The 23,227-nt window shown below is 68.0% G+C and carries 26 protein-coding genes; 22 read left to right on the top strand and 4 right to left on the bottom strand.

Annotated elements, in window-relative coordinates; all coding sequences use genetic code 11:
* The first annotated feature begins 267 nt into the window (after positions 1–267).
* From ACW18A_RS03425 to ACW18A_RS03490, 14 genes are all read left to right on the top strand, one after another.
* Positions 268–1,716 (top strand): DUF2793 domain-containing protein, encoded by a 1,449-nt coding sequence (locus ACW18A_RS03425; RefSeq protein WP_492023406.1) that lies wholly within the window; start codon positions 268–270, stop codon positions 1,714–1,716.
* 5 nt (positions 1,717–1,721) lie between these two features.
* The gene (locus ACW18A_RS03430) at positions 1,722–1,904 is read left to right on the top strand and encodes a hypothetical protein (RefSeq protein WP_492023407.1); all 183 of its coding nucleotides are present in this window, start codon (positions 1,722–1,724) and stop codon (positions 1,902–1,904) included.
* Positions 1,897–2,187: a hypothetical protein gene (locus ACW18A_RS03435; protein ID WP_492023408.1), complete on the top strand. Its 291-nt coding sequence runs from the start codon at positions 1,897–1,899 to the stop codon at positions 2,185–2,187. Before ACW18A_RS03430 ends, ACW18A_RS03435 begins: the two co-directional genes overlap by 8 nt.
* A complete protein-coding gene (locus ACW18A_RS03440) occupies positions 2,184–2,567 on the top strand; it encodes a M15 family metallopeptidase (RefSeq protein WP_492023409.1) in 384 nt (127 codons plus the stop codon). The genes ACW18A_RS03435 and ACW18A_RS03440 overlap by 4 nt, the downstream gene beginning before the upstream one ends.
* Positions 2,564–3,007: a hypothetical protein gene (locus tag ACW18A_RS03445; RefSeq protein ID WP_492023410.1), complete on the top strand. Its 444-nt coding sequence runs from the start codon at positions 2,564–2,566 to the stop codon at positions 3,005–3,007. Before ACW18A_RS03440 ends, ACW18A_RS03445 begins: the two co-directional genes overlap by 4 nt.
* A gap of 1 nt (position 3,008) precedes the next feature.
* Positions 3,009–3,164, top strand: a complete 156-nt coding sequence (locus tag ACW18A_RS03450; protein ID WP_492023411.1) for a hypothetical protein — start codon at positions 3,009–3,011, stop codon at positions 3,162–3,164.
* A gap of 286 nt (positions 3,165–3,450) precedes the next feature.
* Positions 3,451–4,284, top strand: a complete 834-nt coding sequence (locus ACW18A_RS03455) for a flagellin (RefSeq protein ID WP_492023412.1) — start codon at positions 3,451–3,453, stop codon at positions 4,282–4,284.
* Between the two features lie 74 nt (positions 4,285–4,358).
* A complete protein-coding gene (locus tag ACW18A_RS03460; RefSeq protein WP_492023413.1) occupies positions 4,359–4,688 on the top strand; it encodes a flagellar protein FlaG in 330 nt (109 codons plus the stop codon).
* Between the two features lie 137 nt (positions 4,689–4,825).
* On the top strand, positions 4,826–5,665 hold the full coding sequence (locus ACW18A_RS03465; protein WP_492023414.1) for a flagellin: 840 nt from the start codon (positions 4,826–4,828) through the stop codon (positions 5,663–5,665).
* A 234-nt stretch (positions 5,666–5,899) separates the two neighbouring features.
* Entirely contained in the window at positions 5,900–8,716 is a 2,817-nt protein-coding gene (locus ACW18A_RS03470; protein ID WP_492023415.1) for an NHL repeat-containing protein, read from the top strand.
* A gap of 91 nt (positions 8,717–8,807) precedes the next feature.
* Complete coding sequence (locus ACW18A_RS03475; RefSeq protein WP_492023416.1) at positions 8,808–9,521, top strand: hypothetical protein; 714 nt, start codon at positions 8,808–8,810, stop codon at positions 9,519–9,521.
* On the top strand, positions 9,518–9,952 hold the full coding sequence (locus ACW18A_RS03480; protein ID WP_492023417.1) for a hypothetical protein: 435 nt from the start codon (positions 9,518–9,520) through the stop codon (positions 9,950–9,952). The genes ACW18A_RS03475 and ACW18A_RS03480 overlap by 4 nt, the downstream gene beginning before the upstream one ends.
* 110 nt (positions 9,953–10,062) lie before the next feature.
* Positions 10,063–10,563, top strand: a complete 501-nt coding sequence (gene ssb, locus ACW18A_RS03485; protein ID WP_492023418.1) for a single-stranded DNA-binding protein — start codon at positions 10,063–10,065, stop codon at positions 10,561–10,563.
* 98 nt (positions 10,564–10,661) lie between these two features.
* The gene (locus tag ACW18A_RS03490; RefSeq protein WP_492023419.1) at positions 10,662–11,570 is read left to right on the top strand and encodes a DMT family transporter; all 909 of its coding nucleotides are present in this window, start codon (positions 10,662–10,664) and stop codon (positions 11,568–11,570) included.
* Positions 11,571–11,701: 131 nt separating this feature from the next.
* Here ACW18A_RS03490 and ACW18A_RS03495 read toward each other — a convergent pair whose 3' ends face one another.
* Complete coding sequence (locus ACW18A_RS03495; protein ID WP_492023420.1) at positions 11,702–12,271, bottom strand: superoxide dismutase family protein; 570 nt, start codon at positions 12,269–12,271, stop codon at positions 11,702–11,704.
* Between the two features lie 133 nt (positions 12,272–12,404).
* On the opposite strand from ACW18A_RS03495, the gene gyrA reads away from it, so the two are divergent.
* The 5 genes from gyrA to ACW18A_RS03520 all read left to right on the top strand — a co-directional run bounded on the left by gyrA (position 12,405) and on the right by ACW18A_RS03520 (position 18,443).
* Positions 12,405–15,161, top strand: a complete 2,757-nt coding sequence (gene gyrA, locus ACW18A_RS03500; RefSeq protein ID WP_492023421.1) for a DNA gyrase subunit A — start codon at positions 12,405–12,407, stop codon at positions 15,159–15,161.
* A gap of 177 nt (positions 15,162–15,338) precedes the next feature.
* Positions 15,339–16,136, top strand: coding sequence for an aminotransferase class IV (locus ACW18A_RS03505; protein ID WP_492023422.1), 798 nt, complete (start codon positions 15,339–15,341; stop codon positions 16,134–16,136).
* Positions 16,137–16,186: 50 nt separating this feature from the next.
* A complete protein-coding gene (gene coaD / locus ACW18A_RS03510) occupies positions 16,187–16,669 on the top strand; it encodes a pantetheine-phosphate adenylyltransferase (protein WP_492023423.1) in 483 nt (160 codons plus the stop codon).
* A 14-nt stretch (positions 16,670–16,683) separates the two neighbouring features.
* On the top strand, positions 16,684–17,550 hold the full coding sequence (locus tag ACW18A_RS03515) for a peptidylprolyl isomerase (protein ID WP_492023424.1): 867 nt from the start codon (positions 16,684–16,686) through the stop codon (positions 17,548–17,550).
* Complete coding sequence (locus tag ACW18A_RS03520; RefSeq protein WP_492023425.1) at positions 17,547–18,443, top strand: peptidylprolyl isomerase; 897 nt, start codon at positions 17,547–17,549, stop codon at positions 18,441–18,443. Before ACW18A_RS03515 ends, ACW18A_RS03520 begins: the two co-directional genes overlap by 4 nt.
* Here ACW18A_RS03520 and ACW18A_RS03525 read toward each other — a convergent pair.
* Entirely contained in the window at positions 18,410–19,528 is a 1,119-nt protein-coding gene (locus ACW18A_RS03525) for a Ppx/GppA phosphatase family protein (RefSeq protein WP_492023426.1), read from the bottom strand. The two genes, ACW18A_RS03520 and ACW18A_RS03525, sit on opposite strands and share 34 nt — an antisense overlap.
* A 148-nt stretch (positions 19,529–19,676) precedes the next feature.
* Between ACW18A_RS03525 and hspQ the strand changes: the two genes are divergently transcribed.
* From hspQ to ACW18A_RS03540, 3 genes are all read left to right on the top strand, one after another.
* Complete coding sequence (gene hspQ, locus ACW18A_RS03530; protein WP_492023427.1) at positions 19,677–19,991, top strand: heat shock protein HspQ; 315 nt, start codon at positions 19,677–19,679, stop codon at positions 19,989–19,991.
* Between the two features lie 67 nt (positions 19,992–20,058).
* Positions 20,059–20,934, top strand: coding sequence for a phenylalanine 4-monooxygenase (gene phhA / locus ACW18A_RS03535; protein ID WP_492023428.1), 876 nt, complete (start codon positions 20,059–20,061; stop codon positions 20,932–20,934).
* Positions 20,931–21,284 carry a hypothetical protein gene (locus ACW18A_RS03540; RefSeq protein WP_492023429.1) on the top strand — a complete coding sequence of 118 codons (354 nt, stop codon included), beginning with the start codon at positions 20,931–20,933 and terminating at the stop codon, positions 21,282–21,284. The genes phhA and ACW18A_RS03540 overlap by 4 nt, the downstream gene beginning before the upstream one ends.
* A gap of 43 nt (positions 21,285–21,327) precedes the next feature.
* Here the strand turns inward: ACW18A_RS03540 and ACW18A_RS03545 are convergent, their stop codons facing one another.
* Together ACW18A_RS03545 and ACW18A_RS03550 are read right to left on the bottom strand one after the other, a co-directional pair.
* Entirely contained in the window at positions 21,328–22,617 is a 1,290-nt protein-coding gene (locus ACW18A_RS03545; RefSeq protein ID WP_492023430.1) for an MFS transporter, read from the bottom strand.
* Complete coding sequence (locus ACW18A_RS03550) at positions 22,614–23,225, bottom strand: DUF998 domain-containing protein (RefSeq protein ID WP_492023431.1); 612 nt, start codon at positions 23,223–23,225, stop codon at positions 22,614–22,616. Before ACW18A_RS03550 ends, ACW18A_RS03545 begins: the two co-directional genes overlap by 4 nt.
* Between the last annotated feature and the right edge of the window lie 2 nt (positions 23,226–23,227).

Here is a 23,227-nt window from a genome sequence, read left to right on the forward strand (position 1 = left end):
GGCCCCGGCCGTCCGTAGTGTCTTCTGACCGGGTCGCATCGGCACCGCCTTGCGCGATGCCGTGGGTCCTGACAGCCGCGATCTGGTCAGCGGGGAGGCCTCCCGGCCCCTCCATTGGTCTCCCCGCACGCCCGTTTCCGGTGATACCCATCAACGGATCGACCCAGGACCCCAATGAATTCAAGGGCCGGCTCTATTTAGAGCCTTTGAACGCGCGGGCCTCGGGGGCGCCCGCACACTGATCTCCGCATTCCAACGGAGATCGAAATGCCTTCGAACCACAGTGCGCGACTGGACCTGCCCTATCTGGCGGCCGGTCAGCAGCAGAAACACGTCACCGTCAACGAGGCCCTGACCCGGCTCGACGTCCTGGCCCAGACAGCGGTGGTCAGCCGCACGGCCGCGGCCCAGCCCATCGACCCTGACGACGGCACCCTCTACATCCTGCCCGCAACCCCGACCGGCCCTGTCTGGTCGGGGTGGTCAGAGGGCGATCTGGCCCGGGCGGAGCTCGGCGGCTGGACGCGCGTGCCGGCCCCGACGGGGACGCTGGCCGTGGTCCTGGACGAGGGCACCCTCGTCATGCGCGGCGAGGATGGCTGGAGCCCGTTCCCGGGCCGGCTTCAGGACATCAGCCGGTTCGGCCTGAACACCACTGGGGATGCCGACAACCCTTTCGCGGCCAGGCTGAACAAGGCGCTGTGGACGGCCCTGTCCACCGGCGACGGCGGCGACGGCGACCTGCGTTTCACCTTCAACAAGGACGGCCCCGCCGACGTCCTCTCGCTGATGTTCCAGAGCGGCTACGGCGGCCGGGCCGAGCTGGGCCTGATCGGCGACGACGACCTGCGTCTGAAGGTCAGCCCTGACGGCTCGGCCTGGAACGAGGCCCTCCGCATCGACAAGGATGACGCCCGCGTCTGGTTCGCCCACGGCGCGACCCGGGCCGAGACCGTCCGTCTGACGACCGGCGGAGCCTTCACCCCGCCCGCCTGGGCCCGGCTGCTCATCGTCACGGCGTTGGGGGGCGGAGGCGGCGGAGGCGCGGGCGCGTCCGGAACCAGCGGAGTCCGTCAGGGCGGAGGCGGCGGGGGCGGCGGCGGCCTGTCCCGGGCCATCTGGCGCGTCGAGGATCTGCCCGGCGATCTGGCGATCACGATCGGCGCGGACGGTGCATCCGGGGCATCGGGCGGCGACACCCGGATCACGTCGTCCGGCGTCACCCTGCTGACCGCGCGCGGCGGCGGCGCGGGCCAGTCCGGCGCCTCGGGCGGGGCGGGGGGCGCGGCCGGTCCCGGCGTGAGCGGCGGCAATAGCGGCGGCGCGGCCTCGGCGACCGCGACGGCGGGTGCGGGCCAGAGCCTGATCTGCGCCGGAGCCCCGGGTGGTGGCGGCGGCGGTGGCGGGCTCGACGCATCGAACGTGGCGCGGGCCGGCGGTACGGGTGGCTCCGGCGGGGTGCTGGCCTGCCCCGGCCACGGCGGCGCGGGCGGGGTCTCGGCGGCCGGTGCGGCCGGATCGGCCCCCGCCTCGATCCTCGGAGCCGCCGGAGGCGGGGGCGGCGGTGCAGGCGCGGCGACCTCTGGCGCGGGCCTCACGGGCGGCGCGGGCGGCAACTACGGCGCGGGCGGGGGAGGCGGCGGCGCAGGCGTTTCTGCCGGTGGCGCGGGCGGATCCGGGTCCGGCGGGATCGTCCAGATCCTGATCCAGGGATGAGGCCGATGCCGCGCCCCGACGTCGATCCCCTCTTCGACGGCCCCGCCCTCGACGGCCTCAGCCCGCTTCTGGATATCGACGCGCTGGATTTCCCGCGTCGCCTGTCCCGCGACGAAGGCCGTCGCGCCGCCGGGCCCGACTGGTTCTGGACCCATCCCACCCTCGACGAGGACTCCCACAATGATTGAGAACAACCCCCAAACGCCGTCCCAGCTCCCAGCTCCACCCCTGGCCGAGGGGCGATGGCTGTGGCGCCGGCTCTATGTCTTCGCCGCCAGCTTTGCCCTGTGGCGATCCCTGTCCGCCGTTGTCCACCGGACCGAGCCCGCCGCCCTCCCGGCCGTGGCTTCCGGCCTGATGTCTCTGCTGGCCCTGACCCTGGTCCTCTATCTGGTCGCGCCGACGGCCCAGCAGCTGGTCGCCCTGCTGGTCAATCTGCGCCTGCGCCTTGCCGACGGAGGGCCGCGATGAGCTTTCGTCTGTCCGCTCGCTCCCGCGCCCGGCTCAAGGGCGTCCATCCTGCCCTGACCGGGGTCATCGAGGCGGCCATTCTGATCACGCCGGTCGACTTCATGGTCACGGAGGGCCTGCGCACGAAGGAGCGGCAGGCGGCCCTCGTCCGCGCCGGTGCCAGCCGCACCCTGAGCTCGCGCCACATCACCGGCCATGCGGTCGACGTCGCGGCGAGGGTCGACGGCGCGATCCGCTGGGATTGGCCGCTCTATCCGCGCATCGCCGAGGCCATCAAGGCGGCGGCTCAGGCCAGGGGCGTGGCTCTGGTCTGGGGCGGTGACTGGCCGCGCCTGCGTGACGGTCCGCATTTCGAGCTGGATCGGAGGGTGTTTCCATGAGGCCTCCGGTCCTCGGAACCCTGACACCGCCGGGTTGGCTGGCGATCGGCATCGCTGCCGTCGCGGCGGCCGCCGTTGTCCTCGGCGGCCTCGGCTTCCGCTGGGATCCGTTCGACCTCGGTCGCCGACGCCTCGACCGCGCCGAAGCGTCCGCCGCCACGGCTGTCGAGGAGGCCGCCGCGCGGTCGGCCGAGGCCCACGGCCAGGCCGGTCAGGTCGCCCGCCTCGACGCCGCCGTTCAATCCGCCGTGACGCTGGACCGCGTCACCATCCGATCCATCCAGACTGCGAGAACCGCCGATGACGCCTCTCTTCCGCTGCCGGCCGATCGCGTTGATCGCCTGCGCGACCATGACCGCGAGCTGTGCCGGATCGCCGCCGACCTCATCGGTTGCCGCGCCCCGCCTGACCCTGCCGACGATCGCGAGCCGGCCGTGTGAGTTGCACCGCCTGCCGGACGCTCCGACCGTGGGTGATCTGGAGGCCGGCTATATGACCCGCGGCCGCCAGATCGCCGACTGCGATGCGGCCCGACGGCTGGCTGTGGAGACACTTCTGGCCGAACGCACCGCCGGGGAGAGGGCGCGAACGCCGTGAAGACGCTCCGATGTTGCACTGTCTTGCACTCTGGTTTGGCCGAAACAGTGCAACGCACCCGGCATTTCCTGCCGGGTGCCCGGCATTTCCTGCCGGACGGCCCCTGAAACGGCAAAATCTGCCGGGCAAGAGGCGTGGTTAAGGCAAGGTACCATTGTAATTTCAATGCGTTGCCTCGTTGTCGGAATTGCGACGGCTGGCCCGCCGATTGCTTCTGAGGCTCCTGAGCAAAATGCTCTCGACGGTCAAAATGACGGTCGAACACCTTGAAACAAGGACTTTCGTCATGGCGCTGAACAGCGTGAACACGAACTCGGGCGCCCTCGTCGCCCTGCAGAACCTGCAATCCACGAACGCCGAACTGGCGACCACCCAGAGCCGCATCAACACCGGCAAGAAGGTCAACTCCGCCAAGGACAACGGTGCTGTCTGGGCTATCGCCCAGGGCCAGCGTTCGGAAGTCACCGCCCTGGGCGCCGTCAAGGACAGCCTGGCGCGCGGCTCCTCGGCCGTCGACGTTTCGATTGCCGCGGGCGAATCGGTCTCCGATCTGCTCCTGCAACTGAAGGAAAAGGCCCTGTCCGCGACCGACAGGTCGCTGACGACTGCTGCTCGCAGCGCCCTGAACGAAGACTTCAAGGCGATCCGCGACCAGATCACGACCGTGGTCACCAACGCCAAGTTCAACGGTGTGAACCTGCTGGACAACTCGACCGGCACCGGCGGCTACAAGGCCCTGTCGAACACGGCCGGCTCCACCATCAAGGTGGCGGGTGAGAACCTGTCGCTGGGCGGGGCCAACGTGACCGTGGCCGCGGCCACCACCATCGGCACCTCGACCCTGGCCACCACGGCCCTGGGTCTGGTGAATACCTCGATCAACAACGTGTCGGCCTCCCTGGCGCGTCTGGGAACCGGTGCCAAGGCGCTCGATACCCATGCGACGTTCGTCGGCAAGCTGTCGGACGCGCTGGAAAACGGCATCGGCAACCTGGTCGATGCGGATCTGGCCAAGGAAAGCGCACGACTGCAGTCGCTGCAAACCAAGCAACAGCTGGGTGTGCAGGCTCTGTCGATCGCCAACCAGTCGTCTTCGATCCTGCTCGGCCTGTTCCGATAAGCATAGATGGAAGGGCGGGGTCTCGGCCCCGCCCGACCGTTCCCAGGGACGCCGGAGAAGCGGCGTGAGGAGCCATGGACACCAATGCAAAACCGCTAAGCGTAAGCGTCACTCCGGTGGTCGCCGTCCCGGCCGTCGTGGAACCGGCTGTCGCCGTCCCGCCCGTCGCGGTCTCGGTCGATACGGGCGAGACCTCGGATCGGAACCCCGCCTCGCAACAGGCTGAGGACACCGCCCGGTACCGCCTGATCATCGAGGAAGGCCCCACCAAAGGGACCTTCATCTACAAGACCCTGGACGGCGCGACCGGCGAGGTCGTCCGCCAGTTCCCGCGAGAGCAGGTCCTGCGAATGGCGGAAAGCGGCGGCTACTCCGCCGGGGGATTGATCGACACCAGCGCCTGATTCTTCGGACGCCGGACCAGCCTTCTGAACCGCTCGGCCCAGCCCGACGCGGTTAATCGTCGTGGTTTACCGCCGTTAACCATACGGTGACTGTTGCAGTCCTAGCCTGCCGGCAACATCCCGGGGCTAGAAGACCTATGACGACGAACAGCGTTCACACCAATGCCGCCGCCGCCGTCGCGCTGCAGAACCTGTCCCGGACCAACGACAACCTGACCGGAGTCCAGAATCGGATCTCGACCGGGCTGAAGGTCCAGGGGGCCAAGGACAACGCCGCCGTCTGGGCCATCGCCCAGGGCCAGCGCGCCGACCTCGGTGCCCTCTCCGCCGTCAAGCAGAGCCTCGACCGCGCCACCTCCATCGCCGACGTCGCCATGGCGGCGGGCGAATCGATCTCCGACCTGCTGAACCAGCTGAAGGAGAAGGTCGTCGCGGCCAAGGACGCGTCGCTGAAGACCCAGTCGCGCCAGCTGCTGGACGCCGACTTCAAGGCCCTTCTGCGCGCCATCAAGTCATCGGTTGACAACGCCTCCTTCGACGGCGGCAACATCCTGAACGGCACCCTGACCAACGGTCTGAGGTTCCTGGCCAACGCCGGCGCGACCCAGTTCATCACCCTGTCGGGCAAGAACCTCTCGCTGAGCGGCGCGATCATTTCGCTGAGCCTGACCGACAGCCTGCTGACGGTGACCGGCTCGACCACGGCCCTGACCAAGCTCGACGCCTCGATCAACAACCTGAACAAGTCGCTGGGCGACGTCGGTGCCCAGGCCAAGCAGATTTCGGCCCACAACACCTTCGTGTTGAAGCTCTCCGATACGATCGAATCGGGCATCGGAAATCTGGTTGATGCCGACCTGGCCAAGGAAAGCGCGCGCCTGCAGGCCTTGCAGGTGCAACAGCAGTTGGGGGCCCAGGCTCTGTCCATCGCCAATCAGGCGCCGCAGATCATCCTCAGCCTGTTCCAGGGCGGTTAAAAGCGGCCGCCGGGCGGGTGGCCGATCACGACGTGTGGTGGGCGACGGCGCGGCGAATGCGCCCTGTCTCCGAACCCGTACAACGCCAGAAGGGACTGGATAAGCGACTTCGGGAAGATCATGGCCTCGCTCCTGTCTGACAGGATCACAACACGATTCGCATTCCATCGTTCCCTGCGCGGACGTTAATCTCGCATTGAGCCCGCTCGACTACCCTTGCACGAGGAGGATCGAGTGGCGGTCAACAACAGCTATCTGATGGGTTTGTATGGCGGTTCCTACGACCCCTCGAGATCGGCTGCCCTGTCGAACCTCATCACGAAAAAAGCCCAGCCGACTGCGCCCTGGAGCACTTCGGCCCAGGCGACCGCGCCCAAACCTGACGCCCTGGTCCGCGCCGCGCTCGGCGGCCGCGCCTTTGTCAACGAGGACGCTGCCCAGCTCGACGTGAAGGGCGCCTCGGCTGACTACAGGAAGCTGTTCGCCCTCTATCAAGGGCTGGAGACATTGAACGCCCTGGCCAACCGCGCCTCGGTGAAAGGTCTGACCTCCACCGATCTGGCCCTGACCCAGAAGCGGTTCGCCGCGGGCCTCGCCGAAATCAGTTCCTACATCGGCAAGGCCGACTTCGACGCCCTGCGCCTGGTGCAGGGGACCTCGTCCTCGACGTCGAAGACCACGGCCGCTGTTCCCCGCGACAGTTCCAACTCCATCACCGGGCCGGTCCATGAGGGCTCCCTGGATGCTCCGGTAAAGGCGTTCGAAGGCGACACGAAGTTCAACATCACCATCAAGGTGCCGGCGGGCCTCGGCACCCAGACCACGGCCGTCCCGATCGACCTCAGCCAGATGGGAGCGACGCCGCGGACGATGGACAGCGTCACCGGCTTCATCAACGGCAAGCTCGAGGCCGCAGGCTTCCAGACCCGTATCGGCCGCGACCAGATCAAGGCGACGCCCCAGACCGTTCAGGTCGCGGGCAAGCCCGTGACCCTGCCGGCCGGTCCCGATCGATGGGCGCTGGCGATCCGGGGAACGTCTGCGGAAACCGTCGGTTTCACCGCTGCAGAGACATCCGACGCCGTCTATGTCGTCCAGTCCGCAGGCTCCCCCGCGACGACCGTGACGACCACGACCAATGGCGTGACGACGACAAAGACGACGGTCGCGGCCAAGACGACCAACCAGATCCTCAAGTTCCAGAGCGACGGCGGCACGGCCGCCCAGCCTGCCGGCGGCAATGTCGGCGAGACCCAATGGGTCAATGGCCGCATCTCGCAGGAGAAGATGCCCGAAGGCGTCTCCGCCGTGCGAGCCAGCGCCGTCGGTCCCGACGGCTCTCTCTGGATCGTCGGCGACGTGACCACAGGCGGGACCCACCAGCCGATCAAGGGCGTCCAGGACGTCGCCCTGATGAAGTATGACTCCGCCGGACGGCTGGTCGCGACACGCACCCTGGGCGCATCCTCGTCGGCCAGCGGCTATGCGATCGCAATCGACGACAATGGCGACGTCGCCGTCGCCGGATCAGTCACCGGCGCCCTGAACACCTCGACCACGGACGCCGGCAAGGCCGGAGAAGTCGACAACGTCGCTGACAGTTTCGTCACCGTCTTCAACAAGGACGGCGAGGAGCAATGGACCCAGCGTCGCGGCGCCCGCGCAGCCGACGAGGCGACCAGCGTCTCCTTCGGCGACGCCGGACTGGTCTATGTCGGCGGCCGGTCGAAATCGGCCCTTCCCGGCGCGGTCGCGGTCGGCGGCTGGGACGGCTATGTCCAGGCCTTCAAGGCGGGTGAGCCCTATCCGACGGCCGGCATCGTCGCCACGGCCGTGGGCCAGACCCAGTTCGGCACAGGCAGTGACGATAGCGTTGACGCCATGACCATCGACGGCTCCAGCCTTTACACCGCCGGAGTCGAGGACGGTCGCGCCGTGGTGCGCCGCTTCAGCCTGGATTCGGCCGGTGTGCCGACCCTGACCTCGACGCGCGATCTCGGCGTCATCTCGGGCGACATCGCCGGCATCGCGGTCGCCAACGGCAAGGTCATCCTGACCGGGACCAGCCGCGACAGCGGGCTCAGCGCCGGAACGACCACCACGACCCATTCGGGCGGCAAGGACGTCTTCGTCGCCGCCATCTCGACCGATCTGACCGCCGCCGGGACCGACCGTCTCAGCTGGTACGGCGACGCGGGCGAGGATACGGCCGCCGATGTGAAGGTCCATGACGGCAAGGTCTGGATCACCGGCATCGCCGACCGCGACCCTGCGGCCAAGGAAACCGACCCGACCAGGGCCTATCTGACCCGGCTCGACCCCCTGACCGGGGCGGTCGAATACACCCGTACCTGGTCCGGCGACGGTGACCAGGCCAGGCCCATGACCCTGGCGGTCGCCTCCGGCGGCGCCAGTGTGCTGGACCGGCTGGGCCTGCCCCAGGGCGAGATCGACCAGAGCGATTCCAAAAAGCTGATCGACGCCACCGCCCTGCGGGTCGGCGACCGCTTCTACATCAGCCCCGCCAACGGCGGCCGGGCCGCGGCCGTGACCATCGACGCCAAGGACACCCTCGCCACCCTGGCCCGCAAGATCAGCGTGGCTTCGGGCGGCAAGCTGAAGGTCACCGTCGCCTCCGAGGGCGGCGCAGTCACCGGCAAGGACGGCGAGACCACCACCACGACCGGCGGCGTCCAGCGCCTGTCGATCGTGGCCAAGGACGGCAAGACCGGTGCCGTCCTGAGCTCCGGCGAGACGGGCCGGGACGCCCTTCTGGGACTCGGCCTCTCGGCGGGCTACGTCGGCCTCGCCGCGGCTGACAAGTCTGTGAAGACTTTCGGCCTTGGCCTGCCCGGCAACCTGACCCTCAACAACGCCGCCTCGATCACGGCGGCCGGCGAGAAGGTCCAGGGCGCGCTCAAGGTCATCCGCGACGCCTATCGCGGACTGGCCCCGCAGGATGCGAGCGCGTCCGGCTCCGGACCCGTGCCCGCCTATCTGACCAACCAGCTCGCCAACTACCGGGCCGCGCTCGCCCGCCTCGGCGGATAGCCGGGGGCCGTTTTCGCTTGGCGGTTGACGCCACGGGGCGGGGCGGGGTTATTGAGGCCTTCAAGGCCCGATGCCCCGCGAGCTCCGCTTCATGCAATTTCCGACAGACAATCGCGTCATCATCGCCATCGGCGTAGGCCTTGCGGTCCTGGCCGCGGTCGTGCTGGCCCTGGTCTTCGGCGGCAGCCACGAACCGGCCGCGCCCAAGGCCCCCGGGACCGAGGAAGGCCCCGGCGGACTGCAGGTCGATCTGGCAGATGCGCCTACGCTGGAGCCGACACGCGAACTGCGTTGCTTCGTCGATGGTCAGTTCGTCGGCATGGCGACCCTGGCCGACTGTGCCCGTCGTAACGGTCTGGCGACCGACGCCCTCGACGTGGGGCTGGACGAGAGTGGCAACCTCGCCGCCGCCCCCACCGCCTCCTTCTCTCCGCCCCCGACCCTGCCGACGGCGGTCGAGACGGCGGATGTCGGCGTGACCGATCCCTATGACACCGGCGTCCCCGGCAAGCCCGAGGCGCAGGTCCCGCAGCCCGAACCCCGCGTGGAACGCGCTTCCGGAACGCCCTGCCTTCGTTACACCGGTTCTGACTGGCGTGAGCTGGGCCGCATGAGCCTCAACCAGTGCGTCCAGGCGCTCTATGCCGGCACCTGCGTCCGTCCCGGCGACGCCCAGTACGGCCGCCACGGCAATCTGACCCTGCGTCTGGTTCCGAGGCGCGTCGAGCAGTCCAACGACAACTCGCGCTTCCGCATCCTCGCCGATCAGGATCGCAGCTGCCAGTTCCCGAGCCTGAACGGATGATCCGTCCCATCCTGATCGCATCGATCCTGGCGATCCCGGTCATCGCCGGATGCACGGGGCAGGTGAAGGCCCCGACCGACGTCGGCGTCTGCTACGCCATCGAAACCCCGGACGGAGAGCCGGTCTTCAACGTCGTCGCGCGCGACCAGGTGCAGATCGAAATGTGCGCCGCGCGTCTGGAAGAGATGCGGCTCCGGTTCCGCAGCATGGGCAGCACGCGTCAGGAGATCACCGGTGCCTACCAGGGCCAGTTCGTCTTCGTCGATCGTCGCGGGGTCTCTTTCGGCCGGACGCTGGAAGGGTCGCGATTCTTCGCCCTGGCCAGAACCGGCGACGGTCGTCTGGCGGTGCCCGGTGCCATCGAGCGGGACGTCACAGAACTGGGCGTGGTGGTCGAGGAACGCGCCGCGCCTTCGTTCCCGGGACAGTAGAACAAACTCGGAACACGTGTTAACGGTTCCGCAGGCCCAGCCTGCGGGCCGAGAATTTCAGGCCCCGGTCGCGAATGGCGGCCCGGAGCGATCAGGGAAAGAATTTCATCATGGCGGGAAGCGTCAACAAGGTCATCCTCATCGGCAATCTGGGTCGTGATCCCGAGATTCGCTCCATGCCGAACGGCGACCGTATCGCCAACTTCTCGCTGGCGACCTCCGAAACCTGGCGCGACAAGTCGTCGGGCGAGCGCAAGGAAAAGACCGAGTGGCACCGGGTCTCGATCTTCAATGACAACATCGTCAAGGTCGTTGAAAACTATGTGAAAAAGGGCTCGACAGTCTATGTCGAAGGCTCGCTGCAGACCCGCAAATGGACCGACAAGGACGGCGTCGAAAAGTACACGACCGAGGTCATCGTCGGCCGCTTCAACGGCCAGTTGACCATGCTGGGCGGCCGTGACGGCGGGGGCGCTTCGCAAGGCGGCGGTCAGGGTTCGGGCGGTCGCGGCAATGACGACGACTACTCCTCGGGCTTCTCCACCGGCGGCGCCAACAAGCCTTCCGGCCCGCGCGAGAGCTACGACCTGAACGACGACATTCCGTTCTAGCAGGGGCCGTTCCGGACAGAGACCGGTTCACCACGATCGAAACGTCGGCTCATGCATTGTGAGCCGACGTTTTTGTTTGGGCATGCGATAGGCCGTCCGTGCCCGTAACTCCCGACAAGCCTCACAGCCCCCTGACCCTGCTGGAGATCGGCGCGATCGCCGCCATCGTGGTGATCTGGGGCGCGAACAACGCCGCGGCCAAGGTGGCGACGGAGGTCATGCCGCCGCTTCTGGTCGGGACCCTGCGCTTCGCCATCGCCGCGATCTGCCTGATCCCCTTCGTGCGGCCGCCCTTCCCCAACTGGAAAAGCCTGCTGCTGATCGTCATCCTGGGCGGCCCCTTGCACTACGGCCTTCTCTACCTCGGCTTCTCCCTGGCGGAGGACCTCAGTCCAGTCTCGGTGGCGTCACAGCTCTGGATCCCCTTCACCAGCCTGTTCGCCTTCCTGCTGCTGGGGGAGCGTCTGTCGATCCACGCCATGGTCGGCATGGCCGTGTCACTGATCGGCGTCGCCTGGATGTCCGCCGATCCTCATGCCCTGCACGACTGGCCCGCGATCCTCGTGATCGTCGGAGCCACCGCCTGCTGGGGGATCACCACGGTAATCGCGCGTCGCACGACGTCAATTCCGCCGCTGAAGATGCAGGGCCTCCTGGCCTTCGTGGCCCTGCCGACGCTCGCGTTCGGCTCAGCCATGTTCGAGACCGGTCAGGTCGAGGCTGTCCGGGCCGCGACCCCGCTGATCTGGGTCTGTATGCTGTGGGCCGGGATCATCTCGTCGGTCTTTGCCACCAGTATGGTGTTCTGGCTGGTTCAGAAACGCGAAGCCGGACGGGTGACGCCCTATTTCCTCGCCACGCCCGTGGTCTCGATCGCCATCGGATGGGGTTTCCTCGGCGATGTCCTGACGCTCCAGATTCTGACCGGGGCGGCCCTGACCATGGGCGGCGTGGCTGTGGTCGCGCTCGCGGAGCGGGGCCTGCGGGCAGGCGCGGCGAAGGCCTAGAGCAGGATCGGCTGAGGAGGAATCGCTTCGCGATTCCGCTGATGCCGTGACTCCTGCTCCAGATACCAGCGAGAGCCTGATTCACGCTTTCGACAGAAGCGCGAAGCGCTTCCGTCTCAAACGATCAGGCTCTAGCCCGCCGCCATCACGCCACAGGCTACCCGGTCGCCGGCGCCGCCGATCGGCTGGCTGACATGGTCATCGACCTTGGCGTGGATGACGATGGCCGAGCCGTCCGCATCCCACAGCCACTGACCCGGGCCTTCATCGGCGATCCGGGCGCGGCTGGTGAACAGCTCCGCCGAGACCGCGCCGTCGGGCGCCGCGAAGATGTTGGGCAGATCCCCGTCATCGGGCCCTTCTGCGTTCATCAGGCCGTGCGGGGCCTTCGGTTCGCCGTGGTTCACATGGGCTCCGGCCGAGGTGAAGGGCGCGGCGCATTCGCCGACGGCGTGGATATGCACCCCGTGCCAGCCCGGCGTCAGGCCGGTCGCCTCGATCCGGATCAGCAGGCCCGTCGCGCCCTGCGTCAGCACGGCCCGGCCGATTCGTGCGCCCGAAGCGTTGACGAGGGTCGCTTCACCGAAATCACCCGGGGGCGCCCGCATCATCGGGTGATCGCCGTAATCGTTGGTGGTCACGCTCACGCAGGCTCCGAGCGGCGCAGCGAGGAGGGCGGCGGCGAGGGCGATGGTGCGCATCGATTTGGTCCTTTCACGGATGGGCCGCGAGCCTGCGAAAAGGGACGCGAAACTTTGCCTCTCAGGCCCTCGGGTGATAGAAATCATTATAGCGGATCACGTTCCGATTCCGGCCAGCTAAAGCCCAAAATCCTTGACCGACGACAGCTACGAAAACGCCGCACCGCCCCCGGTCGGCGGCTCGGACATTTCCATCATCTCGATCGAGGCCGAGCTGAAACGCTCCTACCTCGACTACGCCATGAGCGTGATCGTCAGCCGCGCGCTGCCGGACGCCCGCGACGGCCTGAAGCCGGTGCACAGGCGCATCCTCTACTCGATGCACGACCTGAACATGACGCCGGAGCGGTCCTATTCGAAGTGCGCCCGCGTCGTCGGCGACGTCCTCGGCCGCTTCCACCCGCACGGCGACGCCTCGGTCTATATGGCCCTGGTCCGGATGGCCCAGCCCTTCTCGATGGGTCTGATGCTGATCGACGGCCAGGGCAATTTCGGCTCGGTCGACGGCGATATGCCGGCCTCGATGCGATACACCGAGGCCCGCATGGCCCCGGCCGCCAGCGCCCTGCTGGCCGATATCGACAAGGACACCGTCGATTTCCAGCCGAACTATGACGAGAAGGAGCTGGAGCCCGTCGTCCTGCCGGCGCGGATCCCGAACCTGCTGGTCAACGGCGCGGGCGGCATCGCCGTCGGCATGGCGACCAACATCCCGCCGCATAATCTGGGCGAGATCGTCGATGCGGCCGTGGCCTTGCTGGACGATCCGGACATCTCCGACGACGCCATCCTTGATATCGTGCCGGGCCCCGACTTCCCCACGGGCGGCGAGATCCTGGGCCGCACGGCGCCTCGCAACGCCCTGCGCGAGGGCCGCGGCTCGGTCATCGTCCGCGGGGTCGCCTCGGTCGAGACCATCCGCAAGGACCGTGAAGCGATCGTGGTCACGGAGCTGCCGTTCCAGGTCAACAAACAGACCCTGATCGAGCGCATCGCGGAGATGGTCCGCGAGAAACGCCTCGAAGGCATCTCCGACGTCCGCGACGAATCGGACCGCCAGGGCATGCGGATCGTCATCGAGCTGAAGCGCGATGCGTCCGGCGACGTGATCCTGAACCAGCTGTGGCGCTACACCGCCATGCAGTCGTCGTTCGGCGTCAACATGCTGGCCCTGAACCACGGCCGCCCGGAACAGATGGGCCTGCGCAAGATGCTCGAGGTCTTCCTCGAGTTCCGCGAGGAGGTCGTGGTCCGCCGCGTCAAGTTCGAGCTGGCCAAGGCCCGCGACCGCGGCCACGTCCTGGTCGGTCTGGCCGTGGCCGTGGCCAATATCGACGAGGTCATCCACATCATCCGCTCGTCGGCCGATCCGGCGGAGGCGCGCGAGCGGCTGCAGGCCAGGGCCTGGCCGGTCGGCGACATGATCGCCCTGGTCGAGCTGATCGCAGACCCGCGCTCGGTGCTGATCGATGGCGACAGCCTGAAGCTGACCGACGAACAGGCCCGCGCCATCCTGGGCCTGACGCTCAGCCGCCTGACCGGCCTCGGCCGCGACGACATCTTCGGCGAGGCCCGCGGCCTGGCCGACACCATCCAGGGCCACCTGACGATCCTGTCGGACCGCAAGAACATCATCGCCATCATCCGCGAGGATCTTCTGAAAGTGAGGGACGAATTCGCCGTCCCGCGCCGCACGACCATCGGCGAGGGCGACTTCGAGCTGGAAGACGAGGACCTGATCCCGCGTGAGGACATGGTCGTCACCGTGACCCACGGCGGCTACGTCAAGCGGGTCGCCCTGAACGCCTATCGGACCCAGCATCGCGGCGGCAAGGGCAAGTCCGGCATGACGATGAAGGACGAGGACGCCGTCGTCGGCGTCTTCTCCGCCTCGACCCACACGCCCGTCCTGTTCTTCGCCACCAACGGCAAGGCCTACAAGCTGAAGGTCTGGCGCCTGCCGCTCGGCGCCCCGACGTCGCGCGGCAAGGCCTTCGTCAATCTGCTGCCGATCGAGCCGGGCGATTCGATCATGAACGTCCTGCCGTTGCCCGAGGACGAGACGACCTGGGGCGACTACGACATCATGTTCGCCACCCGTTCGGGCGACGTGCGCCGGAACAAACTGTCGGACTTCGCCACGGTCAATCGCGCCGGCAAGATCGCCATGAAGCTGGAAGACGGCGACCACATGGTCGGCGTGGCCTTGTGCACGGCCGAGGACGACGTCCTGCTGACCACCGCCGGCGGCCGCGCGATCCGCTTCAAGGCCGACGACGTCCGCGTCTTCAAGGGCCGGGATTCGACCGGCGTGCGCGGCGTCCGCCTCCAGGGCGACGACGCGGTGATCTCCATGGCCGTTCTGGGTCGTGTCGACGCCACGCCGGACGAACGCGCCGCCTACGTCAAACACGCCAACGCGATGCGCCGCGCCACCGACGGTGAGGACGACACGGCCGTGGTCGAGGTCGATGATGAAGCCGAAGGCTCGGGCGACGCCGCCCTGTCCGTCGAACGCATCGCCGAACTGGGCGCCGCCGAACAGTTCATCCTGACCGTCACCGAGACCGGCTTCGGCAAGCGCTCTTCGGCCTACGAGTATCGCCGCACAGGTCGGGGCGGGCAGGGGCTGACGGCTCACGGCCTCGGCGGTCGTGCCGGCACGCGCCTCGCGGCCGCCTTCCCGGTCGAGGACACTGACGACCTGCTGCTGGTCACCTCCAGCGGCCAGATGATCCGCACCCGCGTGGGTCAGGTCCGCATCGTCGGCCGCTCCAGCCAGGGTGTGACCATTTTCCGCACGGCGGATGGCGAAAAGGTCGTGTCCGTCGAACGACTGGCCGACAGCGGCGGGGACGAACCCGAGGTCGAGGGTGACGGCGAGGACTGATCCCTCTCCCGGAGGGAGAGGGCTTGAGGCTCGCAGAGCGCAGCGATGCGCCCTGGCCGAAAGGGTGAGGGGTTACGCCCATACCGGTTCGCACCGTAACCCCTCACCCTTTCGCGCAAGTCTGATCGCCTTGCGGCTCTCAGGCGCTCAAGCCCTCTCCCCCCGGGAGAGGGCAGCATGACGACCGACTTCCTCATCGACGGCCTTCCCCCGACCGAGGCCGACCTCCGCTACCTCGCCATCGTCAACTACGGCGCCTACACCTCCTTCCGCTTGGAGGATGGCGGCGTGCGCGGTCTCGATCTGCACCTCGCCCGACTGGACGCCTCGGCGATCGAACTGTTCGGAGAACCGGTGGGCGAGGCCCGTCTGCGCGACCTGATTCGCATCGCGGTCGTCGACCGGCGGGACGCCTGGCTCCGCGTCAGCCTGTTCGCTCCGGAGATCCTGCCCCGCAGCCCCTCGGCGAAGGTCCGACCAAGGGTCATGACGACGGCCTCCGCCCCGCCGGCTCCGCTCGCGACCTCGGTGCGCGCCCAGCTCCGGACCTATGTCCGCACCGACGCCCACATCAAGCACACGGCCATCTTTCCCCTCATCCACGCCCGCCGGCTGGCGCGACAGGCCGGCTTCGACGACGTCCTGTTCGCCGACGCCGACGGCCTTATCTCCGAAGGGGCCACCTGGAATATCGGCTTCCTCGCGGGCGAAACGGTCATCTGGCCCGAGGCGCCCATGCTGGACGGGGTGGCCCAGAGTCTGATCCGGGCGAACCTCCGGCAGGTCGGCATGAGCGGATCGACCCGGCCTGTCTTCGTCCGCGATCTCGACGCCTTCGACGGCGCCTTCCTCTGCAACAGCGCCACCCCCGCCTGTCCGCTCACGGCCATCGGCGACCAGGTGTTCGGCGTCGCGCCGGAGCGGATCGAACGGCTCGCACTCGCCTGGTCGTCGAACGCACCTCAGCCGATCTAGGCCGGACCCGCGACGCCTGCTAATCAGGCCTTGCGGCGGGGAGAACAGGCATGCGGATCGGGCTCTACCCGGGGACCTTCGACCCCGTCACCAACGGCCATATGGACATCATCGGCCGGGCTGTGAAGCTGGTCGACAGGCTGGTCATCGGCGTCGCCCGGAACGACGACAAGGGCCCGATGTTCTCGACCGCCGAACGCGTCGAGATGGTCAAGGCCGAGGTCGCCCGGCTCGACGCGGACATCGAGGTCCGTCCCTTCTCGACCCTGCTGATGCATTTCGCCGAGCATCTGGACGCCAACGTCATCGTGCGCGGCCTGCGCGCCGTCGCGGACTTCGAGTACGAGTTCCAGATGACGGCCATGAACCAGCGCCTCAATGACGACATCGAGACCGTGTTCCTGATGGCCGATCCGCGCCACCAGGCCATCGCCTCCCGACTGGTCAAGGAAATCGCCCGGCTGGACGGAAACATCGACAGCTTCGTCAGCCCCGCCGTCGCCGCCGCCGTGCGCGACCGCGTCAAACGCTAGAACCGGACTATCAGTTGAAGATCACGCCCTACGTCCTCGCCGCCGCCCTGTCGGCCCTCGCGCCCGTCGCCTCGATGGCCCAGACGGCTCCGGTCCCCGCCGCTGACGACTGGCGCACGATCGCGTCGGAGAATCTGCTGGTCATCGATACGTCGAAGGGCCGGATCCTGGTCGAGCTTGAGCCGCGCGCCACGCCGCGTCATGTCGAGCGCCTCCGCACCCTGGCCGATCAGGGCTTCTACGACGGACTGAAGTTCCATCGCGTCATCACCGGCTTCATGGCCCAGACGGGCGATCCTCTGGGCACCGGCGCGGGCGGTTCGGAGCTGCCGGACATCGCCGCAGAGTTCACCTTCCGCCGCGGCCGTGACGCCCGGTTCGCCCCGATCGAGGGCGGCGCTCCGGCGGGCATTGTGGGCCTGGTCGGCTCCCTGCCGGTGGTGACCCAGCCGGACGCCCAGATGATGGTGACCGCCGACTTCAAGACCGACGCGAGCGGCCTGTTCTGCACCGGCGTCGCCGGCATGGCCCGCTCCGGCTCGCCCGACAGCGCCAACAGCCAGTTCTATCTGATGATGGCGACCAATCCGGTGCTGAACGGAAACTACACGGCCTTCGGTCGAATCGTGTCGGGGCTGGAGGTCGTCAGCCTGCTCAAGGCCGGTCCGGAGAGCGCCGACGGCGCGGTGACCGACAATCCGGACACCATGACCCGTGTCCGCACCGCCGCTTCGATGCCGGAGGGTCAGCGTCCGGCCGTGCGCGTGCTGGAGGCGCGCTCAGCCGCGTTCCGGGCCCATGTCGAAGAGGTTCGCGCGGCGCGCGGGGCTCAGTTTACGGTTTGCGACGTGCAGCCGGTGGCGGAAATTTCCGGGGGATGAAGATGCGATTGACGGCTCTGGCGATCGGTCTTGTTCTGGCGGGCGCGTCCGCGGCAACGGCGCAGGAAACAGCGGTGACCGCTCCGTCACAGTCGGCCTCCGCTCCGACGGACTGGCGCACGGTGCCCGCCGACAACCTGATGATCATCGACACCAATCGGGGGCGGATTCTGGTGGAGCTGGCGCCGGAGGCCGCGCCTTTGCACGTCGAGCGCATGCGGCTTCTGACCCGCCGGTCCTTCTTTGACGGCATCGTCTTCCACCGTGTCATCGACGGCTTCATGGCCCAGACCGGCGATCCGCTCGGCAACGGAGAGGGCCAAAGCCCTTACCCCGACATCAAGGGTGAGTTCACCTTCCGCCGGGGACCGGAGACGCCCTTCACCCCGGTCGCCTCTCCGGCCGGCGCCATGCTGGGCTTCCTCAACAGTTTGCCGATCCAGACCCAACCGACCGCGTTGATGGCCACGACCGGCGACGGCAAGGTCCACGGCTGGGGCGCCTACTGCCCCGGCGTCGCGGGCATGGCGCGAGACGATGCCCCGGATAGCGCCAACAGCCAGTTCTTCCTGATGCGCCAGCCCTATCCGGCGCTGGACAAGCGCTACACCGTCTGGGGCAATGTCGTTTCGGGCCTCGACATCGTGCGGGCCATCAAGGTCGGCGACGGTGACAATGGCGCAGTTACCGACGCGCCCGATCGCATGATCCGGGTCCGCATCGCCTCGGACCTGCCCGAGGCCGAGCGGCCGGTGGTTCAGGTGCTGGACACGGCCTCGGCCGCCTTCCGGACCCTGGCCGACGGTGTGCGAACGGGCCGCGGGGCGGACTTCTCGATCTGCGACATCGTTCTTCCGGTTCAGGTCTCCGGCGCAGCAGTCCCGGCGGTTTGACCCCCGCGTCCCCGGCCGCGACGCCGTCGCGGGGGCTTCCGGGCCTCGCGCATCTGCTGCAGCAACAGGCCTTCGCGCAGGCCCCGGTCGGCGACCCGCACGCGCTCGCTCGGCCATGCGCGCTGCACGGCGTCCAGGATCGCAGCCCCCGCCAGAACCAGGTCGGCCCGGTCCGGCCCGATGCAGGCTTCCGCCGCCCGACCCTTCGGACCCAGGGCCTTCAGCTTGTCGGCAGCCGCGTCGCATTCCGTCCGCGTCATCCACAGGCCGTCGACCCGGTCGCGCTGGTAGCGCCGCAGGTTCAGATGCACGCCCGCCAGACTGGTGATCGCCCCCGACGTACCGACCAGATGCCCCCGGCCCGTGGCGAACAGCCGCCGGAATTCCGCGTCGTCGAACTCACCGACCGCCAGGGCCGCGCCCATGTCGCCGACCATGGCCTCGTACCAGGCCTCGCCTGACCCCTCCGGCTCCGGGTGCCGCTCGGCGAGGGTGACGACGCCCAGCGGCGCAGACATCCAGGCAACGGTCTTCATATCCGCGCCCGATTTCCTCAGCCAGGACAGTTCGGTAGATCCCCCGCCGACGTCGATGACCAGCACGGCTTCGGCCCCTGGGTCGAACAGGTTGAGGCATCCCTCGACCGACAGCCGGGCCTCCTCGGCTGGATCGATGATGCGCAGCTTCAGGCCCGTCCCGCGTCGGACGCGGTCGATGAATTCCTCGCCGTTCTCCGCCTGACGGCAGGCCTGGGTCGCGACGGCGCTCAAACGGGCAGAGTCCACACCGCGCCGCACGACCCGCTCGGCGCACAGGGCCAGGGCGTCATAGGCCCGGTCCATTGCGGCGTCGCCGAGACGACCGGTCCGCGACAGGCCTTCGCCGAGGCGAACGATGCGGCTGAAGCTGTCGACCACGCGAAAGCTGGTCCGCGCCGGACGCGCGATCAGCAGGCGACAATTGTTGGTCCCCAGATCGAGAGCACCGAACACGGGACCGTCGCGATCCGACGAATCCCGCATCGACGCCCGTTGGACCCGGGACCGCTCGTCGCGCCTTCGCGGCGCGCCGTCGGGTTCCGGCATGGGCCGAACTTTCATGTGGGCGCAACCGAACCGGGCACCCGTCCGGATCAACCTAGCCCCGCCGACCCGTCCGCGCCAAGCCTATCTGACGCGAAGATGAACGACGCGAACGGCATCCCGCTCAGGCGCAGGGTCCTATCCGTGCATCATGACCCGGTCCCTGACTGCCAAATTCGGCCTCGGCCAGATCGTGCGTCACCGCGAGGCATCCTTTCGTGGCGTGGTCGTCGATGTCGACGCCACCTATGCGGGACCGGCCGGTGAGCCGGGGCCGGTCGACCGCGACCAGCCCTTCTATCGCGTCCTGGCCATGGGCGAGGGCGCGGGCTTGCTGATCTACGCCGCCGAGAATGTGCTGGAGCAAGACCCCGACGTCGCGCCCCTGTCGGCGGCTGATCAGGCCCATTGGTTCACCATGGACCACAACGGTCACATTGCGCCCCGGGCGCAGCCGATTCACTGATCCGGCCTGATCCGGGCGTTGGCTCTTGGCCGCCGGGGTTATAGACTGGCGCTTCAAGGAGCGCGTGATGGCTGATTTCGAACATGTCTTTCAAACCCCGCCCGAAGGCGCGGATGCGGACTGGACGATTTCGCAGAATTGGCGCGCCTATACCCAGGTCGAGCATGACACATGGGACACCCTCTACGCCCGCCAGATGGAGATCCTGCCGGGCCGTGCCTCCGACGCCTTCCTGAAGGGGTTGACGGCGCTGGACCTGAACACCGGCGGCATCCCCGACTTCGGCCTCATGAACCCGAAGCTGAAGGCCCTGACCGGCTGGACCGTCGTCTGCGTGCCGGGCCTCGTGCCCGACGACGTCTTCTTCGATCACCTGGCCAACCGCCGCTTCCCGTCGGGCCAGTTCATCCGCAAGCCCGACCAGCTGGACTACCTCCAGGAGCCGGACATCTTCCACGACGTGTTCGGCCACGTCCCCATGCTGACCGACCCGAATTTCGCCGACTACATGCAGGCCTATGGCAAGGGCGGCCAGCGGGCGCAGGGCCTCGGCATGCTGAAAAACCTGGCCCGCCTCTACTGGTACACGGTCGAGTTCGGCCTGATGGACGAGGGCTCGGGCCTGCGCATCTACGGTGCCGGCATCGTCTCTTCGGCATCGGAAAGCGTCTTCGCCCTGGACGACCCGTCGCCGAACCGCATCGCCTTCGACCTGGAGCGGATCATGCGGACCGACTACCGCATCGACGACTTCCAGCAGGTCTATTTCGTCATCCCCTCGATCGAGGCCCTCAACGACGCGACGCTCGAGGACTTCGGACCCATCTACGACCGTCTGAAGGGCGCGTCGGAGATCGGTATCGAGGCGATCCAGCCCTATGACCGGGTGATCACCCGCGGTACGCAGGCCTATGCCCACAAGGGCGGGAGATTCGCGGCATGAAGCGCACGACCACCATCCTTCTCGTCGCCGGCCTGGCCGTCGCCACGGCCGCCTGCACCGAGTCGAGGCGGGCCCGGAATGCCGCCACCTTCAGTGACCAGCCGGCGGACATCACCTGCTGGACCTATGGCACCGAGACCTTCGCCGGGCAGTCGACCGGCAAGGTCGAGTACAATGACGGCGGCCGCATTGCCTTCGTCGACGCCGCCAACGGCCGCTACACCACGATCGACGGCGAGTGCCGCGTGGTCTATCGGGCCGAGGGCGAGGAGGCTGCGACCGCGCCTGCGCCTGCGCCTGAAACTGCGCCGGTCCCGCCGCGAGAGCCCACCAGCATACCCGCTCAATAAATCACCGTGCACCCCGGCGAAGGCCGGGGTGCACGGATGAATTTCAGTCCTCCGCGATCAGGCTCTTCGCCCTGGTATCCCGCATCAGGACATAGGTGATCAGCGACAGACCGATCATCCCGGTGACGTACCAGAAATACAGGCTCTCGCGCCCGTCCAGCTTGAACCAGAGCGCGACGTATTCAGCCGTGCCGCCGAACACCGCATTGGCGATGGCGTAGGGCAGGGCGACGCCCAGGGCGCGGATGTGTGCGGGGAACAACTCGGCCTTCACCACGGCGTTGATGGCCGTATAGCCGGACACGATCACCAGGGCCGCCAGCGACAGGGCGAAGGCCGCGAACGCATCGGTGGTGACGGCCAGGGTGCTCATGATCGGCACAGTGCAGAACAGGCCCAGCACCCCGAAGGCGATCATCACGGGCTTGCGCCCGATCCGGTCCGACAGGGCCCCGACCAGCGGCTGGATCAGCATGAAGATCAGCAGGGCCGCAGCGCTGATCTCGGTCGCCTGGGCCTTGGAGAAGCCCGAGGTGTTGGTCAGGAATTTCTGCAGATAGGTGGTGTAGGTATAGAAGGCGAGAGTCCCCCCGGCGGTCAGGCCGATGACGATCAGCGCCTCCTTCGGGTGACGCAGCACCAGCTCCAGGGCGCTTGATTTCGGCGCCGACCGCGTCTCCTCCGACTGGAAGGCGCGGGTCTCGTCCAGCCCGCGACGCAGCCAGAAGACGACGACCGCCAGCGCGGCCCCGACGAAGAACGGGATGCGCCACGCCCATGCTGTCAGCGCCTCCTCGCCCAGTGTCCGCTGCAGGACGATCAGCAATGCCAGGGCGAGAAGCTGCCCCGAGATCAGCGTCACATACTGGAAGCTGGACCAGAAGCCGCGATGCTTCGCCGTGGCCATCTCCGACAGATAGGTGGCGCTGGATCCGTATTCGCCGCCGACGCTCAAGCCCTGCATCATCCGCGCGATCAGCAACAGGGCGGGGGCCGCGATACCGATGGTCGCATGGCCGGGTGTGCAGGCGATCAGCAGCGACCCCGCGCACATCAGGCTGACCGACAGGGTCAGGCCCGCCTTGCGCCCCTTGCGGTCCGCATAGACGCCCATGACCCAGGCCCCGACGGGTCGCATCAGGAAGCCGACGGCGAAGATGGCCGCAGTGGCGAGAAGCTGCGCTGTCGAGTCGCCCTTGGGGAAGAAGACCGGGGCGAAATAGACGGTGAAGGCCGCATAGGCGAACCAGTCGAACCATTCGACCAGATTGCCGGCCGATCCGCCGATGATGTTCTTCAGGCGACGGGCGGGCGTCATAGGAACCTGCATCATGCGGCTGTTTCCATGGGCCGGCGGACGGCCAGGGCGACGCCGACCGTCCAGGCGGCAAGAGCGATCTCGAGCACCCGCTGGGCTCCGCCGTAGAATTCGAACCCGGGGTGGATCAGCCAGATGGCGCCGGCGGCGGGCGCCCCGCAGACGATGGCCAGATGGAACAGGTCGCGCCCTCTGGGCCAGGACTTCGCCGCCAGTCCGACCAGGCCCAGTCCGGCCAGCCCGCACAGATAGCCGATGCCTCCCAGCACCTCATGCAGGACCGCGGCCGGGCTCGGGCTCGCCAGCGAGCATTGGAAATCGCAGGGAAAGACGCCGCCGAACATCAGGCCGAGCCCGTTCAGCGCGCTCAGGCCGAAGCCGATCATCGCCAGCGGGCCGCGTGGAAACAGCGGAATACACATCAGCCAGAAGGCGGCCAGCAGGACGCCCGAGGCCATGAAGGCATAGCTGACGCCCGGCCCCGTACTCGCGCCGGTCGCGCCGAGTTCGCTGATGTACTGGCGCAGATGGTCGTAGCCCGGATAGGCGAAACCGGCCGAGATCGCAGCTACCGCGAGGATGGCCAGGCTCAGGATTGCAAAGGCGAAGGCGAGTTGGCGCAAGA

It is taken from the genome of Brevundimonas sp. AVps5 (assembly GCF_058681515.1).